The organism is Nostoc sp., assembly GCF_036917355.1.
GTDB lineage: Bacteria > Cyanobacteriota > Cyanobacteriia > Cyanobacteriales > Nostocaceae > Nostoc.
In genome coordinates this window covers 93,416-111,068 of record NZ_JBALDP010000083.1, presented here as the reverse complement: position 1 = coordinate 111,068, position 17,653 = coordinate 93,416, and the positions used below count along the sequence as shown (strand labels likewise).

10 protein-coding genes are annotated in these 17,653 nt (G+C 42.6%); 7 read left to right on the top strand and 3 right to left on the bottom strand.

The genetic code is table 11. The features are described from left to right. Nucleotides 1-124: 124 nt before the first annotated feature. Entirely contained in the window at nt 125-571 is a 447-nt protein-coding gene (locus V7K53_RS26260; protein WP_335186553.1) for a DUF3110 domain-containing protein, read from the bottom strand. Between the two features lie 260 nt (nt 572-831). On the opposite strand from V7K53_RS26260, the gene V7K53_RS26255 reads away from it, so the two are divergent. Beyond that, nucleotides 832-6,888, top strand: coding sequence for a translocation/assembly module TamB domain-containing protein (locus V7K53_RS26255; protein ID WP_335200450.1), 6,057 nt, complete (start codon nt 832-834; stop codon nt 6,886-6,888). Between the two features lie 14 nt (nt 6,889-6,902). Here the strand turns inward: V7K53_RS26255 and V7K53_RS26250 are convergent, their stop codons facing one another. Both V7K53_RS26250 and V7K53_RS26245 read right to left on the bottom strand, forming a co-directional pair. Next, nucleotides 6,903-7,730, bottom strand: a complete 828-nt coding sequence (locus V7K53_RS26250) for an Rpn family recombination-promoting nuclease/putative transposase (protein WP_335200449.1) — start codon at nt 7,728-7,730, stop codon at nt 6,903-6,905. A gap of 65 nt (nt 7,731-7,795) precedes the next feature. Next, on the bottom strand, nt 7,796-8,722 hold the full coding sequence (locus V7K53_RS26245; RefSeq protein ID WP_335200448.1) for a carbohydrate ABC transporter permease: 927 nt from the start codon (nt 8,720-8,722) through the stop codon (nt 7,796-7,798). Between the two features lie 170 nt (nt 8,723-8,892). On the opposite strand from V7K53_RS26245, the gene V7K53_RS26240 reads away from it, so the two are divergent. The 6 genes from V7K53_RS26240 (at nt 8,893) to V7K53_RS26215 (ending at nt 17,264) form a co-directional block, all read left to right on the top strand. Further along, nucleotides 8,893-9,555 carry a GIY-YIG nuclease family protein gene (locus V7K53_RS26240; RefSeq protein WP_335200447.1) on the top strand — a complete coding sequence of 221 codons (663 nt, stop codon included), beginning with the start codon at nt 8,893-8,895 and terminating at the stop codon, nt 9,553-9,555. A gap of 183 nt (nt 9,556-9,738) precedes the next feature. Then, nucleotides 9,739-11,085 carry an FAD-binding oxidoreductase gene (locus V7K53_RS26235; protein WP_335200446.1) on the top strand — a complete coding sequence of 449 codons (1,347 nt, stop codon included), beginning with the start codon at nt 9,739-9,741 and terminating at the stop codon, nt 11,083-11,085. A gap of 145 nt (nt 11,086-11,230) precedes the next feature. Continuing rightward, entirely contained in the window at nt 11,231-12,277 is a 1,047-nt protein-coding gene (rtcA, locus tag V7K53_RS26230; protein ID WP_335200445.1) for an RNA 3'-terminal phosphate cyclase, read from the top strand. 173 nt (nt 12,278-12,450) lie between these two features. Next, a complete protein-coding gene (locus tag V7K53_RS26225; RefSeq protein ID WP_335200444.1) occupies nt 12,451-12,921 on the top strand; it encodes a toll/interleukin-1 receptor domain-containing protein in 471 nt (156 codons plus the stop codon). A 110-nt stretch (nt 12,922-13,031) separates the two neighbouring features. Then, nucleotides 13,032-14,114 carry a toll/interleukin-1 receptor domain-containing protein gene (locus V7K53_RS26220; protein WP_335200443.1) on the top strand — a complete coding sequence of 361 codons (1,083 nt, stop codon included), beginning with the start codon at nt 13,032-13,034 and terminating at the stop codon, nt 14,112-14,114. An 813-nt stretch (nt 14,115-14,927) separates the two neighbouring features. Continuing rightward, complete coding sequence (locus V7K53_RS26215; RefSeq protein WP_335200442.1) at nt 14,928-17,264, top strand: EF-hand domain-containing protein; 2,337 nt, start codon at nt 14,928-14,930, stop codon at nt 17,262-17,264. Nucleotides 17,265-17,653: the final 389 nt, after the last annotated feature.

Here is a 17,653-nt window from a genome sequence, read left to right as displayed (position 1 = left end):
ATTTGTCATTTGTCAGTTAGCGACCAGTGACCAATGACCAATACTTCGACTACGCCCTTCGGCTACGCTCAGGACAAGCTCAGTACAAGTGACCAATGACTAATGACTAATGACTAATGACTAATTACAACAATCCTTCCAATTTGCGACGCATCTTCTCTAATTCAGAATCAGACAATTCTGGTTCTTCTAGCGGCTGTTGATTGAGAGGGAAAGTGTCTTCAACAGTATCCTCCTTCTGGGCATCTTCTTGCCAGTCAGTTTTTTCGACGTTAAGTTCTGGGGGAGTTACAACTAAATTGCTGTTTTCTGGGATGATTTCCCATTCATATCCAGCACTTTCGCAAAATTCCTTGATTTCCTCAGCATCCATCGGCTCCGGTGTGGGTGCGGGGAAATCCTGAGCTTCTAACATCAGGGCAAAGCGCGTCGCATCGTCTTCTGACTCGAACATCAGAATTTTATTGCGTAGCTTGCCGCTTTCGGCATCGCCTTCCCGAATCGTGTGAATCCCCTCATTTTCCGTTCGAGCATTAAAAATTAACACAAAAACACGCATTGGTGTAATCATCTGTCCTTTTTAAGGTTTATTCATATTAAAGTTCGAGATTGTGCCTCAAGGAAAGTCACAGGAATAATTTTCACTCTATTCAGATTTTCCTGAAAACGCCAATATTATTAAGCATAAGTATTGGATCGAGAAAATACCGTAACTCAACCAATGGGGTCTTGGGTTTAGTTGGCGTATCCTGGAAATGGCATACTGAACCAATGTGCCAGTTAATGCTTGTGTGTGCCAGCGACATCCGGCAATTACTACAGTGAAAGCAAATGACTAAATCTACCAATCAAGATATTCATTCCCCCTCCCCTATCCGCAAACGTTTGTGGTTGCTGGTGTTGAGCCGGGGTAGCATTGCCTTGAGTGGACTTTTACTGTTAGGAGTTATCGTTGGTATTTGGCGGTTGTGGACTTTTGTCCAAACAGAGTTAACGCCGTTGGCACAACAAAGTCTAACTACTACACTCAACCGTCCGGTAAAACTGGGAAGAGTCACACAATTTTCGTTAACAGGAGTACAGTTTGGGGCTTCAGCTATCCCAGCCACACCCACAGATCCAGACCGGGCCACAGTCGAATCTGTAGAGGTGGGTTTTGATGTGTTGCAACTAATTTTTAATCGCCATCTAAAGCTAGATGTAACCTTAGTCAACCCAGATATTTACATTGAGCAGGATGACCAAGGGCGTTGGGTTTCCACTACTATTGCGTCGTCAGGTGGAAGCAGCGCCATTAAAACCGATTTGGACTACCTGCGGTTTCGTAATGCCAAGCTGGCTTTGATGCCGGATGAAGAGGTAGAGGGGCAGGGGAGCAGCACTTCTCTACGAGAGGCTTCTCCTGTCGGAGACGCTTCGCGAACGCCAACGGCTACGCTCAGTGACCGAGGGGCAGGGGGGCAGAGGGGCAGGGGGGCAGAGGAGCAGGGGGGTAAGGGAGAATACCCAACTTCTAATTCAGTATCGGCTCAACGCACTGCTACTACTAACAACACTCAGCAATTGCCTGTGCTATTTTCTCAACTCAATGGATCTGCTCAACTTTTAGCAAATAATCAGTTGATACGGTTTGAAGTTGGGGGTCAAGCAGACAGTGGTGGCAATATTTCCATTCAGGGAGAGACACGTTCTAAGGTGCTAGCAGGGACTTTCCAGGTGCAAGCACAAGATTTTCTGGCTGAGAATATTACTCGGTTGATTAAGTTACCAGTGAACTTACAGGCGGGTCGAGCTAATGGCGATTTGTTAGTTCGGTTGACACCAGGACAGCAAACTTTATTGTTTGGCAACGCCACTGTGCAAGGGGTAACGCTGCAAATACCCAAAGTCCCGCAATTGTTGAGCAATAGTCAAGGAAACCTCCGCTTCCAAGGAACGGAGTTGCAGTTAAATAATGTGACTAGCAACTACGGCAAAATTCCTTTAGTGGCTACGGGAATCATCGACTCTAAAGCAGGCTTTAAATTAGCAGCGCGTGTAAATGCGGTGAGTTTGGCGAATGCCCAGGAGACTCTTAAGGTAAAATTACCTGTAGCGATCGCTGGACAAGTACAAGCTTCTTTACAAATTACTGGGTCAACTAAAGAACCAATTCTCTCCGGCTCAGTTGCGACGATTCAAACTGCCCGAATTGACAAAGTTGATTTTAATAGCATCAGTAGTAAATTTGAGCTTGTTACTAGTTCCTCTTTAATTACCTTAAAAGATATTCAAGGTAAAGCTAAAGTTGGTGGTGAGATTACGGGGGCTGGTACAATTAGGCTTGGTAAAAGTCCGCGACTGGATTTAAATTTCGCTGCCAAGAATGTTCCAGGGGATGCGATCGCCAAAGTCTACGAAACAACACCTACCTTTCAAATTGGCAATGTCTCAGGTACAGCTCAACTAACTGGCGCTCCTACCAATGTCCAAACTGTGGTACAGTTCCAAGCTCCTAATGGAACTTATCCCGGAACTGGTGAAGTTGCGATCGCTCCAAATCGCAACGTATCTTTCCGCAATGTAGCTCTGAATGTCAGTGGTGGGACAGTCCGGGCAACTGGTAGTTATGCCAATGAGCGTTGGCAAGCTGTGGCTGTTTCCTCTGGGGTAAAATTAGAACCCTTTGTAGATAAGAGTCAACTGCAAAATGTCTCTTTGGCTGGGGCACAATTCAATGGTCGTCTCCTCCTCTCAGGCAGCACAGCACCATTTGAAATTGCCACAATTCGCAGTGATGGTGCAGGAGTTCAAATTGGTGGCGGCACAGTTGCAGTTTCTAATATCCAACTGCAAGACCAAAGCTTCTCGGCTCAACTTGTAGCTAATGGTGTGCGGTTGGGACAAATATTGAAACAGTCTCCTCCAGCTTTAGATAATCCTTTGGCGGGAACATTCCAAATCGCAGGTAGCAGAGATGATTTCAGCCTAAAAACCTTCCGTGGCAGTGGTGAGGGTAGCCTTGCTATTGGTAGGGGTATGGTTACAGCCTCTAATATCCAAGTGGCGAATGGTGTCTATCAAGCGCAAGTTCAGGCTAAGAATGTGCCTGTGCAGAAGTTGGGAAAAGTACCAAAGCAATTTCAAGGCGCATTAAATGGTCAGTTCAACGTAGCGGGTTCTGTTGAGTCTTTTAAACCGCAAACTATTCAAGCCAACGGTCAGGCGCGGATAAATGTTGCGGGTGGAACGATTACAGCCTCTAATATCCAAGTGGGTAATGGTGTATACCAGGCGCAAGTTCAAGCAACTAATGTACCTGTGCGGCAGTTGGCAGCAGTACCACCGCAGTTTAGAGGGAAGTTAACTGGTCAAGTAAACGTGGCAGGTTCTGTTAAATCCTTCCAACCGCAAACGATCCAAGCCAACGGTCAGGCGCGGATAAATGTTGCGGGTGGAACGATTACAGCCTCTAATATCCAAGTGGGTAATGGTGTATACCAAGCGCAAGTTCAGGCTACTAATGTACCTTTGCAGCAGTTGGCAGCAGTACCACCACAATTTAGAGCGACGTTAACTGGTCAAGCAAACGTGGCGGGTTCTGTTGAATCCTTCCAACCACAAACTATCCAAGCTAACGGTCAGGGACGGCTGGATGTTGCAGGTGGAAATATTACAGCCTCTAATATCCAAGTAGCTAATGGTCGCTATCAAGCTGTAGTTGATGCTGCTGGTGTGGAATTAAATCGGTTAAATCAGCAATTGCGGGGACAGTTTGGCGGTCAGTTGCAATTAGCCGGTACGCTAGGATCGTCCAAATTAGCTGATGTGCGTGCTGCTGGACAGGTGCAATTATCCCAAGGTATCCCCGGTTTAGAGCAACCCTTGACGGCTGCGATCGCTTGGAGTGGTGAAAGGCTGACTATTGAGCGAGCAACTGCTCCCGGTTTAAGTGTGACTGGTAACATATTAGCCAATGCAAAACAAGCAGGGATACCGGAAATTACTGCCCTAAATCTCAATGTCCAAGCCCAGAATTACAACTTAAAACAGTTACCGATTAATCTTCCCAATCAAGTTGCTGTGGCGGGGAGAGTAGATTTTAATGGTCAAATCACTGGTAAGCTGCCCTTACCGAATGTAGTAGGGCAAATCAACTTACGAGACTTGGTTGTTCAAGATATTGCTTTTGAGCCATTGTTAACTGGAAACATCGATTCAGAACAGGGACGCGGTTTGAGTTTAAACTTGGCAGGGAATAGCGATCGCCTATCTTTCAATTTAGATGCCAATAATCGCCCGAAATCTTTCTTAGTTAAATGGCAGCAAGCATCAGCCACAGGTAATGTTCAAGGGAATGATTGGGCGTTGAAAGTTGCCAATTTCCCCTTACAAATATTGAATTTGACTCCGCCACCAATTACTCGATTGGGTGCTGGTAAAATAGCTGGATTGTTAACTGGGGATTTGCTGTTTAATCAACAGACATTCGCAACAACGGGAAATTTAGCGATCGCAAATCCGCAAATTGGCCGGGTTAAAGGCGATCGTTTAGCTGCTCAATTCCGCTACGGTGACGGTAAAGCCACACTCGCTAGTAGCGAATTTGTTAAAGGAAAAAGTAGCTACGCCGTTGTCGGTACTGTGGCTCAAAGCCCTAAAGGGCCTCAATTACAAGGCAAACTGAACGTCAAGCAGGGTGAGATCCAAGATGTTCTGGCTGTAGCACGAGTATTTGATTTACAAAATTTGCCTGGTGGTTCGCCAGAAATCTACGGCACAGCAGCGGATCTGACTACCAATCCCCAAGGAACGCCAAATGAACCCTTATTAACCCAAATCCAACGGTTTTCTGAAATTGAAGCTTTGGTGGCAGAACAGGAAGAACAGCGACTCAATTCAACTCCAATACCAGATTTGGCAGACTTAAAGGGGACTTTCAATGGGGAAGTGGCTGTAAATACAGCTACAGCCAATGGATTATCAGTGGATTTTAATTTGAATGGACAAGACTTTGCCTGGGGTAAAAAGGAAGAACGAAATCGTTTTTATACTGCCGAAAAAGTGATTGCTGAAGGCAACTTTGAGAACGGTGTTTTAAGTTTGCGACCATTACGAATCGAATCTCAAAACAGACTGATTGCGTTTACAGGTAACGTTGGTGGTGATGAACAATCTGGTCAGTTGCGGGTGAATAATTTTCCAGTACAACTATTGAATAATGTTGTCAAACTACCAGTTGGAATCACAGGTAATCTTAACGGTACAGCAGCTTTAGCAGGCAGTATTGCTAATCCTCAAGCTAGAGGGGCATTGCAAATCACAGAAGGAGTACTAAATCAGAGCAAAATAGAGTCAGCAACAGCAAGTTTCAGCTATGCTAATGGACGCTTAAACTTTGGTAGTACTGTAGCAGTTGCTGGGCCAAAACCTGTTGATATTACTGGCAGCATCCCTTATAAATTGCCTTTTGCTTCCGTCGCACCAGACAGCGATCAAATCAGTTTGGATATGAAATTGGAAAACGAGGGATTGGGGCTGTTAAACGCATTGACTAATCAAGTGGTATTTGAGAAAGGTGAAGGAGAAGTAGACCTCAAAGTGCGAGGAACACTGCAAAAACCCGAAGTAAATGGAATTGCTACTGTCAATGATGCTACTTTTTCAGCCCAGGCTTTGCCACGTAAGCTGAGAGGTGTCACAGGTAGAGTGCTGTTTAATTTTGACAGCATCTTAGTAGAAAATCTTCAAGGTAGATTTAGCCGTGGGACGGTACAAGCTGCTGGTGAAATTCCCATCTTCAACAATGAGAACGTAACTATCAAAAATCCCCTGACTGTTAATCTCGATCAGTTAGCGTTGAATCTCAAGGGACTTTATCAGGGAGGCGCTAGTGGCAATTTGCAAATTACTGGTTCTGCCCTTAATCCCATAATTGGCGGTAGAGTAAATTTATTTGATGGTAAAGTATTGCTGGCAGAATCTACCGCCGCCACGACATCTGAAAATGGTAGTATTGGCGTATCGCCCACAAAAGATAATAAGCAGAGCAAATCTGAAATTGGAAATAGCACGGGAAATACTAACGCCAGATTTAATAATTTAGATTTGGAATTAGGTAAAAACGTCCAAATTACCCGTGACCCTATTCTCAACTTCCGCGCCAGCGGTAATCTCATAGTTAACGGCTTAATCAATCAGCCTATACCCGATGGCACCATCCAGTTAGAAAAAGGAGGGGTAAATTTATTTACTACCCAATTTAACCTTGCTCGTGGCTATAAACACACTGCAACCTTTAGTCCTTCTCAACCCCGCGACCCCAACTTAGATATTCGGCTATTTGCCAAAGTACTGGATGTAACTCAAAGTAATGACTTCAGCAGGGTAAATTCTACAGGTTTATCAGCGTTAGAGAGTGTTCGAGTCGAAGCCACTATCAACGGTTTAGCTAGCAAACTAAATGAAAATTTAGAATTAACAAGTAGTCCATCACGTAGTCAAACCGAAATTGTTGCTCTTTTAGGAGGTGGATTTGTAGACACCCAAGGACGTGCAGACAGTACTTTAGGTCTGATTAACATCGCAGGTTCGGCTGTGTTTAACAATTTTCAGTCAGCTTTTAACCAGATTGGGAGTACCTTTGGCTTAAGTGAACTACGGATATTTCCTACCGTTATTTCTGAGAATCCCGAAGCTGGAAGAAGCAATTCAACTTTAGAATTAGCAGCGGAGGCTGGGGTTGACATTTCTTCCAAAATATCCGTTTCTAGTATTAAAATTTTGACAACAAATGACCCCTTCCAATGGGGTATTAATTACCGGATAAACAATGAATTTCGTGTGCGTGCCTCTACTAACTTAACTGATGACAGTCGTGCAGTAGTGGAATATCAAAAGCGGTTTTAAATAAATCTCTTCAATTACGAATTACTTCCTGTTGCTTCTTTTCCTTGCTTCTCAATAGCTTGTTGTACCTGTTTAACATCCAATTCTAATGCTTCAGCAATTTGCTCTAGACTTAAACCCAACTTAAGTAGACGGGGTATAGTCTCCAGCTTTGTTTCTTCGCGAACCTCTTCTTTTACTTCCTGCTTTGTTTCTTCCTTTACTTCCTGGTAAAATTTGGTTTGTCTCCAATCGGTTAATCCAAACATTGCTTCTAACTCCTGCTGACTTTTGTTTACAAATTTGTAAATAAGCATTCTCTCTACTAATTCTAAAAGATTGCTACGGTTAGCTTCATCCGTTTGTTGTACTTGTTTTATCAAGTTTTTAGCTTGCTGTACGGCTTGATCTTCGGCTGCAACTACTAACTTAATTATGCCTAGCCCAATCGAAGATGATGTACCACCATCTAACTCGTCTAAATAAATTATACGAATTTGCTGTGGAGCTAATGATGTTTGATAAATGAATGGTATACCTGGATCGAGACTACGTTGAGCAAAAAGTAATACTGCTTGCCAGCGACGTTCAGGTTTATATTGATTGATATAGAGGAAAGCTTCTGTGATTATTCGCAAGTAAATATCATCATCGCGCTGAAACTGTACCTCAACAAAATAGATTGTATCTTCTGGGTAGTTAGGTTGAGGTAAGAATAAGCCATCGATACGACGTGCTAATTCTTTGATTTCTACTGAGGTAAATTGGTAGTGTGATGCTAAAGCTTGCGATTGTTCCAAAAGTTCAAATAAGACACTTGGAAGAGTTTGGAATAAAGTGTAAAAAATCGTGTCTGTTTTCATGCACTCTCGATATTTGAATATTTTCAGATTATCGGGGCTGAGAGAAGATGATTTTTCTAAATTTATTAAATTGTGATATCATCAGCTTGCTGATTAATAGCTAATCGCAAAATTGACAATCCTAAAATTATCAAAAATAGCACCAGACCAATCGTGCAAGCATAGCTAATTTCCAAGTTATTGAAGGCTTGCTCATATAAATAATAAACAATCGTCTTCGAGCTACTGAGTGGGCCTCCTTGAGTCATAATGTAGACTTCTTCAAAGACTTTGGTCGCAGAAATAGCTGAAATTACAGCCACTAGTGCAAGATATGGCTTCATTAAAGGTATGGTAATATCCCAATGTTTGCTAATACCATCAGAGCCATCAATGGCTGCAGCTTCGTACACATCAGCAGGAATTGATTGCAATCCTGCTAAATAAATCACCATGTAGTAACCTAATCCTTTCCATACGGTAACAGCCATGACACTGGCAAGAGAAATTGGTACAATGCCAAAGATTTTTGCTGGGCTAGTTAGCCAAGGAATACCTTCTGGAAAAAGACCTAAAGCTTTAAATAACTGATTCAGTAATCCGTTTTCTGCATACAGCCATTTCCAAGCTATTCCCGCAACTACCATTGAAATTACCACTGGAGTGTAGTACGCTGCTCTAAACCAATTCATTCCCCGCAGTTTCTGATTTACCAAAATTGCCAGTACTAAGGGAGCAATTACTAAAATTGGTACTACACCTACAAGATATAAAAAAGTGTTTTCCAAGGTTTTCCAAAAAACTGCATCCTTCCAAAGCTTGAAAAAGTTGGCTAAACCTATCCATTGTGGCGGTTGGGCAATGTCTTCATAGCTGGTAAAGCTGAGGTAGAACGCTTGCAGTGCAGGCCAAAAAACAGTTAAACCTAAAAGAACTAAGGCGGGTAATAAAAATAAATAAGGGGTAAGCCGCTGTTTGATGAACATCCAATTTTTAGGTATCAATTGATTCATAAGAAGTTTAATAGTTGTTTTTGCTTTGTCAAAACAAGAATTTGGAGATGTGAGTAGATTTAAGCTTCAATATTTTAAGGGCATTATTTGCTTGTGTAAGCATTGGCGTAGCCTCTCGTAGAGAAGTTTGTCGTAGACATCGCTAATTAATAACTTGGAGATCAACTGCAATGGAAACTCAGCACAATCCGCCAATTGAACATCAAAATGTCCCCATAAACCACCGTGGACTGCATGATTTTCTGTATAGTTCTGACAACGAACACGCCGCCATTGAGGTGAGTATAACTCCTGAACTGGCAAACAATGGTACTGAAATCATTGGCTTTGAGGCTTGGAGTGTGGCTGCTCAGAACGCTAAAATTGCCGGAGTTTATGCAGTATTAGATGTAGAACGTCGCACGCAGTACATTGGCTATTCTCGGAATGTGTTGCTTTCCTTAAACAGCCATCTTCGCCAAAATGGCGAGCAAAAGTGTGCTTTTGTCCGCGTGCAAGCATTCAAGTTTCCCAAACGTCAGGAAATGGAAGATTTGCGAGATGCGTGGATAGCAGAACTCGAAAATACGCCACCTGGTAATGCAACTGATTGCGGAATGTGGGCTAGTACGGTAGGTGAAGCGACTAAGGCGGTAATGTCAGAAACCCAACTTCAAGCCTACGAGGAGAAAAAGCTAAAACTGCGGAAAGCAATGGCTGATACAACCCTTTCTAAAGAGTTAGAAACAATAGATGCGAGTGAAGCGGAACGTCAGCGTCAACTTGAAGCTGCTGTAAACAACGATGACTGGAGTGTAATTATTGACGCACAGACACAGGAAACTAAGTATTGATTTTTGTCTGCTTTGCGCTATCTGACTTTTTGAGTAAGTCGCATGAAAGTTCTGTGAAAGATGAGAGGATTTTAAAACGCAGAGGGGCGCTGAGGGAAGCGCAAAGGTTCGCAGAGGAGTGAATTCTTTGCGTTCCTTTGCGTAAACCTCTGCGTTCCTCTGCGTTAAAAAATAAGGATATATATGACGACAAAATTAGATGCTCTGATTAATTCTCTAGAAGGCATAGAAACTATTACCGACTCTACCCAAGTCGCAAAATTATCCCAGGATTATCACACTTTTAGCCCCGTGTTAGTGTCGAAACTAGAGGGAAAAGTTGGGGATATCGTAGTGCGTCCCGCGAATGAAGCAGAGGTTTTAAAAGTTGCAGCCGCCTGTGCAAAACATCGTATACCTGTAACTGTGCGAGGTGCGGGAACTGGGAATTATGGACAATGTGTACCGTTGCATGGTGGCGTAATTTTAGATATGACGCGGTTGCAAGAGATTCTTTGGGTAAAACCGGGGGTGGCGCGGGTAGAAGCTGGGGTAAAGTTGGCAGCTTTGGATAAAAAAACACGAGAAATCGGCTGGGAAATCCGTATGGCACCCTCTACGTACCGCACTGCGACAATTGGCGGCTTTATTGCTGGGGGGAGCGGGGGTATTGGTTCGATACAATATGGTATGTTAGCCGATCGCGGTAACATCTTAGCATTGCGAGTGATAACTGTAGAAGATGAACCCCGTGCGATCGCATTACGCGGCGATGATGTCCAAAAGGTAAATCATGCTTGGGGAATTAATGGCATCATCACTGAAGTCGAAATTCCTTTAGGACCAGCTTATCCTTGGGCAGAAGTCATTGTCACTTTTGACGAATTTATGACAGCAGCAAAGTTTGGTCAGGCAATTGGCAATGCTGATGGCATGATTAAGAAGTTGATTTCTGTCTTTGCATCCCCAATTTCCCAATATTTTCACGCAGTACAAGAGTATATTCCTGAAGGAACTCACTCAGTATTCTTGATAATTTCTGAACCGAGTTTGGAATTCTTACCAGCTTTGGTGCAGCAGTACGGCGGACAGATTACATATAAAAAAACAGCGGAGGAAGCAGCCAAAGGTACACATTTAGCAGAATTTTCCTGGAACCACACTACCTTGCTTGCCCGGAGTGTAGATGCTGGTATTACATACTTACAAAGTCTCTTTCCTAATGATCGCAGTTTGCGAGTAGTAGAGCAGATGTATAATTACTTTGGCGATGAGGTAATGATGCATTTAGAATTTTTTCGAGTGAATGGTGTCGTAGTTCCTGGTGCATTGCAACTTGTGCGCTACACCACAGAAGAACGCCTCAATGAAATTATCCGCTATCACGAAGAACAGGGTGTGAGTATTGCCAATCCTCATACGTATATTATTGAAGACGGCGGCAGAAAATTTATCGATCCTGAGCAGTTAAAATTTAAAGAAATAGTCGATCCTTATGGGTTGATGAACCCCGGTAAAAGCAAGGTTCTTCAATTCCAAATTCAAAATTAGCAAACTACAGAAACACATATCAGAAATTTCTCTGTATATTTGTGTAACCTACCTCCAAAAAGCTAGTTGCTGGGCGTTTATAATTTGTGGTTTGATTTTAAGAGCCGTGGGGATAACCCAAAATCCAACATTCCAATAATCGCCCATGATTGAAATTGACGGTTCCTACGGAGAGGGAGGCGGACAAGTTCTTCGCACTTCCTTAAGTCTAGCCGCCATTACCGGCGAACCCATACGAATTACAGGCATTCGCGCTGGACGCAAAAAGCCAGGATTAGCAGCACAGCATTTAACAGCAGTTCGGGCGGCGGCGAGAATTTGTAATGCCCAACTATCGGGTGATGCTTTAGGTTCAATGCTGCTGGAATTCATCCCAGGTAGTGCTGTGCAAGCGGGAATTTATACCTTTGATGTTAGTAAAGCACAACAAGGTGGTTCTGCGGGTGCGATCGCTCTAGTTCTTCAAACAATTCTCTTACCTTTGGCATTAGCATCTGGCAATTCTCTGGTGACACTAAAGGGTGGAACTCATGTGAACTTTAGCCCGACAGCGACGTACATTGAGCAAGTTTATCTACCCATACTGCAACGCATGGGTGTAGAAGCCCAAGTCAAGTTAGGCGCTTGGGGGTGGTATCCCCAAGGTGGGGGCGAGGTAGAGTTACAGGTGGATGGCGGTGGTAAACTCGGTGGGATCGACTTGTTGGAACGGGGCGATTTACAACAGGTGCGGGGACTAGCAGTGGTGACGGAATTGCCTTCTCATATTCCGCAACGGATGGCGAATCGTGCGGAGAATTTGTTACGGGAAGCCCATTTAAAGGTTACTGTACAAACCTTAAGAGAAAGAGGTGTAGCACCTGGGGCGGGTATTTTTTTAACTGCTGAGTATCAGAATAGCTTAACTGGATTTGGTGGATTTGGGCGTTTGCGGTTGTCGGCGGAAACAGTTGCAGAGATTGCTTGTCAGCAACTGCTTGAGTTTCATTACACCGGCGCACCAGTGGATGAACATTTAGCAGATCAGTTATTATTGCCAGCTGCTTTAGCTTCACAAGAAAGTCAGTATCGAGTGGCTGAAGTGAGTAGGCATTTGACGACAAATGCAGCAGTAATTGAACAGTTTGGGCTGGCGCAAATAACAGTAAATGAAGCGGATAAAATAGTGTCGGTAAAGAGTTTGAATAGATGAACAAGTGCTATTACTTTAGTAGTGCTATATGGTAGAGTCTTATAAAGAACTATTCTGTAAATTCAAATCAATCTTGTGATCCCTTCTACCTTAAAATAAAATCTGCAAGTTTTAGCAGACAACTTGATAAAGATTTCAACCTACTTTCAGAGATTCGAGTCATAAAGCAACTTATGCCATTGCAACCCGATCAAGCTATTGAAGTGTTTTATTCTTATGCTCATGAAGATGAAAAACTTCGCAACGAATTAGAAAAGCACCTCACTCTTTTAGAACGGCAAGGAGTGATTACAGGATGGCATGATCGCAAAATTGGAGCAGGAAAAGAATGGCAGAATGAGATAGACATCCACTTAGATTCATCTCATATAATTTTGCTGCTTATAAGTGCAAATTTTATCCATTCAAATTATTGTTGGGATATTGAGGTGAGACGGGCAATGGAACGGCATGAAGCCAAAGAAGCCAGAGTTATCCCTGTAATTCTTGACTCTGTTGATTGGGAGAGCGCACCGTTTGGAAGGCTTCAAGCACTGCCCAAAAGCGGTAAACCTGTTAAGAAATGGGGAAATCGCAGTGATGCATTTTTAAATGTTGCTGAAGGTATCCGGTTAGTTGCAAAAGAATTGGCAGTAAACTCATAAATAATCACTGTTTAAACTTCATAATTGGGACTAAAGAAAATATCAAAAAATTAAACAAAAATTAGTATGAAAAAATAATAATTATTTCATACTAATAGGTGCTGAGACTAATGCCGAATACCAAAGTTGTCAAGGTTTTTTATTGCTGCTCTGACTCTGCACAAGATGAAAAAATGCGGCAAAAACTAGAGGAACACCTCAGCACTTTGGAGCGGCAAGGTGTGATTAATAATTGGCATAAAGGCATGATTAGCCCAGGCAAGGAATGGGAAAGTGAGATTGATACAAATTTAAAGAAGGCCGATATAATTTTGGTGCTAATTAGTTCAGAATTTACTGCTTCAGATTATCACTGGGATGTTTTGGCGAAACAAGCGATGGAACAGCATAGAGCTAAAACATCTCGTGTTATTACTATTCTGCTTCGTCCAGTTGATAATTATTGGAAGGTCGCATTTCCCAAAGTCAAAGTTTTACCCGAAGGTGGAAGACCTATAACTGAATGGAAACCCTATGATAAAGCTTTTGCAAATATTGCTACAGGTATTCGAGAAGTAGCCGAGGAACTTACTGATTCTACATTTATTATTAAAAAACTTCTGCGTTCGCTTCGGGCAATCGTAATAGATGTTGCAAAGTTTGTACTAAAAGCTTTTATATCTGTGGGAACGGTAATCTTTTCTTACTTGTTTAGACCATCCAGGCCTAGTCGCCGGAATAGAGTCAGCAACATCCCTGTGAGACTAGTTATTTTCTTTGTAGTAGGTAGTACATTTATAAGCTTTATTTATCAAAAGCTTAATATATTAGAGATTCCTTTATTAGCACCTAAACCAACTGTAAACTCAACAAAATCAGTAAATTCTCCTGGCTGGATATGGATAGGTATGGTTAATAAGACCTCAGGTAGTTTATCTGTCGGAAAAAAACTAGTTATTCAACCATCAAATCATAAACAATTTCCTAGTATTGAGCCTCCTGTCATTCCATCACCAGGAACAATTGTAACTGTTAAATATGAAATTAATCTAATGAAGGAAAAATCTTTATCTGGAAAAACAATCGTTAAACTTAAAAAAGGAGAAAAGCTAGTTATCTTGAAAGTAGAACGTTTCTCAAAGATTGCAAAAAATTCGCCTTACATTAAATTGAAAGCACAAGTTCGCAAATGTAACTCAGCTTGTAATAAATAGCACTAAGATAGGTGTAATATATCTCAGTACTAACACTTTGCCTATATGCCCGACGACAAAATTACGCGTGGGTTTATAGCAACATAGAAAATTGCCTCATTTCAACTCTTAGAAATGAGGCAAAGGAGCTTATAGAAGTGGAGACAGAAAACTTTTGATACTTTATCTAGGGGCATTTGCAATCAATCCCGTAAAGCCAGATTTGTTGTAAGAATAAGCAAAGGGTATAGGACTCTTGCATCTAGTAAATTATGCTCTTGGATAAAACCTTTGAGCTTTGTGGATGAACCTTCGAGCTTTGTGGATGAACGTTTGAGCTTTGTGGATGATATGTGGCATCATCTTCACGACTAACAATCTGCCAAGCATCCTATTCCCAACACTGGAAATAAGGCAAAGGAGTTTTTATAAGGGAAGATAGAAAATTTTTGAGAAGTATAGCAGCGTAAATAATTAAAGGTTTGTAGTGATGATTTTAGTCCTCTATGCGAGACGCTATGCGAACAAATCAGGGCTGAAACACTTACCATAAAATAATCTTTAGATTTTTTATATTACTTAATATAGTTTGATTTATTCTCGCTGACTTACTTGGTTTATCTAGGAGCATTTGCAATTAAATCCGTAAAGCTGCATTGATTGCAACAATAAGCAACTGACAAATTTACAAGGCGACTGCAAGTAAGGTTGAGACTAAGTTCAGACGTTCCTAATACTTACTACTTAATTAATATAATTAGACAGCATTGAAGTAGCCGTTAGAAAACATGGTAATAAATTTATTAGTGACAGATATAGAATTGGAACAAAACCATGATTGATGAACAAGAAATAGAAAAATTGTGGCAAGCTTTCAAAGTATTAGACGTAGACGGCAACGGAGCGATCTCAACCGAGGAACTAGGCGAGGTAATGCGATCGCTAGGGCAAAATCCCACGGAAGCGGGGCTGCGTGACTTGATTAAGGAGATTGACGTTGACTTGTCAGGCACTATTGACTTTGAAGAATTTAAAACACTGATGATCGCGAAAGTAGGCGATCGCCAAAGTCGCCTGAAGTTAGCCTTCAGTGCCTTTGATGAAGACGGTAGCGGTGAAATTACTGCCGTTGAACTGCGGACAGTGATGACTCAGTTTGGGCTGACAGACGCTGAATTGAAAGAGATGTTGCAGGAAGTAGATCATGATGGCGATGGCTCAATTGACTTTGAGGAATTCTGTCAGCTAGTACCGGAGGAGTCAGATAGCAAAACTGGTTATCAAGACTCACCGATTTCCCTGAACAGTTCCCTCAAGACAGTTGCTACTTCCAGTGAGGCCGCAGCAGCCAGCACCCAACCGACGCCAGAAGCAACGACTCCAGAGTTGGCACAGCTAAGAGAACAGTTAGCACAACAACCAAACTCACCGAATCAGAAAAAAAGCGGTACGTCCCCTTTGCAAATGCAGATTGGTTTGTTTCGTTTAATTCAAGGAGCAGCCTATCGCAGTTTCCGTGAGAGTTTCTCCGCAAATCACGAAACTCACTTGCGGGTGAAAAACTTGCCATACAGAATTACTGATTTTGTGGAGTTTGTTAGGCAGGCGATCGCACTGTACAAAGCATTAGGTATAGTATCCGAAGATTGCTACCCAGTTCTGGATGCAGTGGTTAAATCAATTGCCGATGAATATGCCCGATTGCAAGAGCGGATCGAGAACTGGCAAACAGTGGCAAAAACACCAGAAATGTTGGCAGAACAGCAAGCGATTTTAGAGGCGCGGAGTAAATTTGCCAATGTCAAAGAAAAGTTTGCTGCTGGAGTCGAGTTTGCAATTACGATCAAAAAGAAAAGTCTCAGTTTGGGTGACATCGTAGAAGGTGTGCTGGCCATTAACGAACTCAATCGTTTGCGGGGAATAGAACTGAACGAAGAAATGGCTCCACCACCAACTAAATCTCAGGCAAATCCAAAAGACTATTTGCACAAGTGGAACCGCGTCATTCTCTCTCAGGCAACTGAGGAAATAGATGGTGCAATCATGCCAGTAGCATATTGGTATGAAGACTTTATGCCAAAATTGTTGGCAGCATTTAGTGTTTCTACCACAGCAGATATCCAAAGCAACACCGTACCCGACCAAACGGCTTTGGATGAATGGTATCAGTGTACAAAAAACTCAGGAGAATTTAACCGCTACGGGGCGGATGTTGCCGAAAATTTTCCCCGTTGCACTCCCAAACAGAAATTGATCCTCAAACAGGCATGGCGGTTAACGCATTACTACCTGAATGGAGTGCAGAAACGCCGCGAACGCCTAGAGTTTGGGCGAGAATCAGGGGCGCTATCGCAGTATGTAGCATTCATTGATGTCTATCTAGATCGAACTGAGGTGAAGGATTCGCAAATGCGAGTCAGCTTCCCCTACTACATCGGCCCAGCAGTGTGGCGCTTCTTCCACACCACGGCTGAGATTGTGTGTACCAAGACCGATGTACAGCAAAAAGCCGCAGTAGCAATCTTCAAAGATTTCTTCCAATTGTTTGCCACAATGTACCCCTGTCCTTACTGCCGCCACCATCTGAATATGTACGTTGTGCAAAATAAGGAAGTGGATATGTATCCTGTAGAGTACCTTATACTTGGGCGCGATCCGAACCTGAATGACTTTGAAGTGTCAATGGAGGCAAAGCTATCTACCGTGGTAGATGGCCCTTCTCTGCGGTTATTCTTCTGGAAACTGCATAACACCGTTTCTTCTTCCATTGCGCGATCGGAAGAATGGTATCACAAGGATGAGAAAGCATTTTACACCACCCGTTTTTGGCCCAGTCTTGACTCTGAGTTAGCAAGAGCCAATGCACTCAAATACACCAGCATAGAAACTGCTCGGATCTACAACATCTACGGAATTCTGAAGCCATTGGCACGGCTGACAGGGGTAAAAACGGAATTGCCAAAGCTGCTGGAGAAGGGCGATGCAAATAACCTCAAGGAAGCGTGTGTAGTTGCACAGAACCACATCAAGGATTTAGAGGAAGCTGTCATTATCGGGCAGTTTCTCCAAGAGACATACTACTTTGAGCCTAGCCTTGTGGATAAACCTCCACTCTTCACCCCTGAAGAAGAAGAGTTTGCCCGAACTGGTATGTTTACAGAAACGATTTAAAAACTTAGGAATGCTTTAATTCCCCTCCTTCAAAGTTTCGTCGGCAGGGGAATTTTCGCGCGACCCATTAAAACCAGTCTGCTTGACCTACAGCGTGCCAAATGCTTGTGGCTAGCGCCGTTGCAATATTATGGATTGTCTAATGAGAATCGCCCTTGGTAGCTTGAAATATCGATGATATAAAGGAGACAATAAAAATAGCCAAAGTAGAAACTTGCCCCAAAAAGGCAATTTCAATGCTTTGAAAAGTCACAGCATTGGCATCTCACGCTGTATGTACCTTTAAATATCCTCTAAAATGACTGTTTAGAAGCGTTAAGGTCTAGTTTATAGAGGATTTTTTCTAAAAGACAACCACCGATGTAGCCTGTAACCGACACATGACCAAT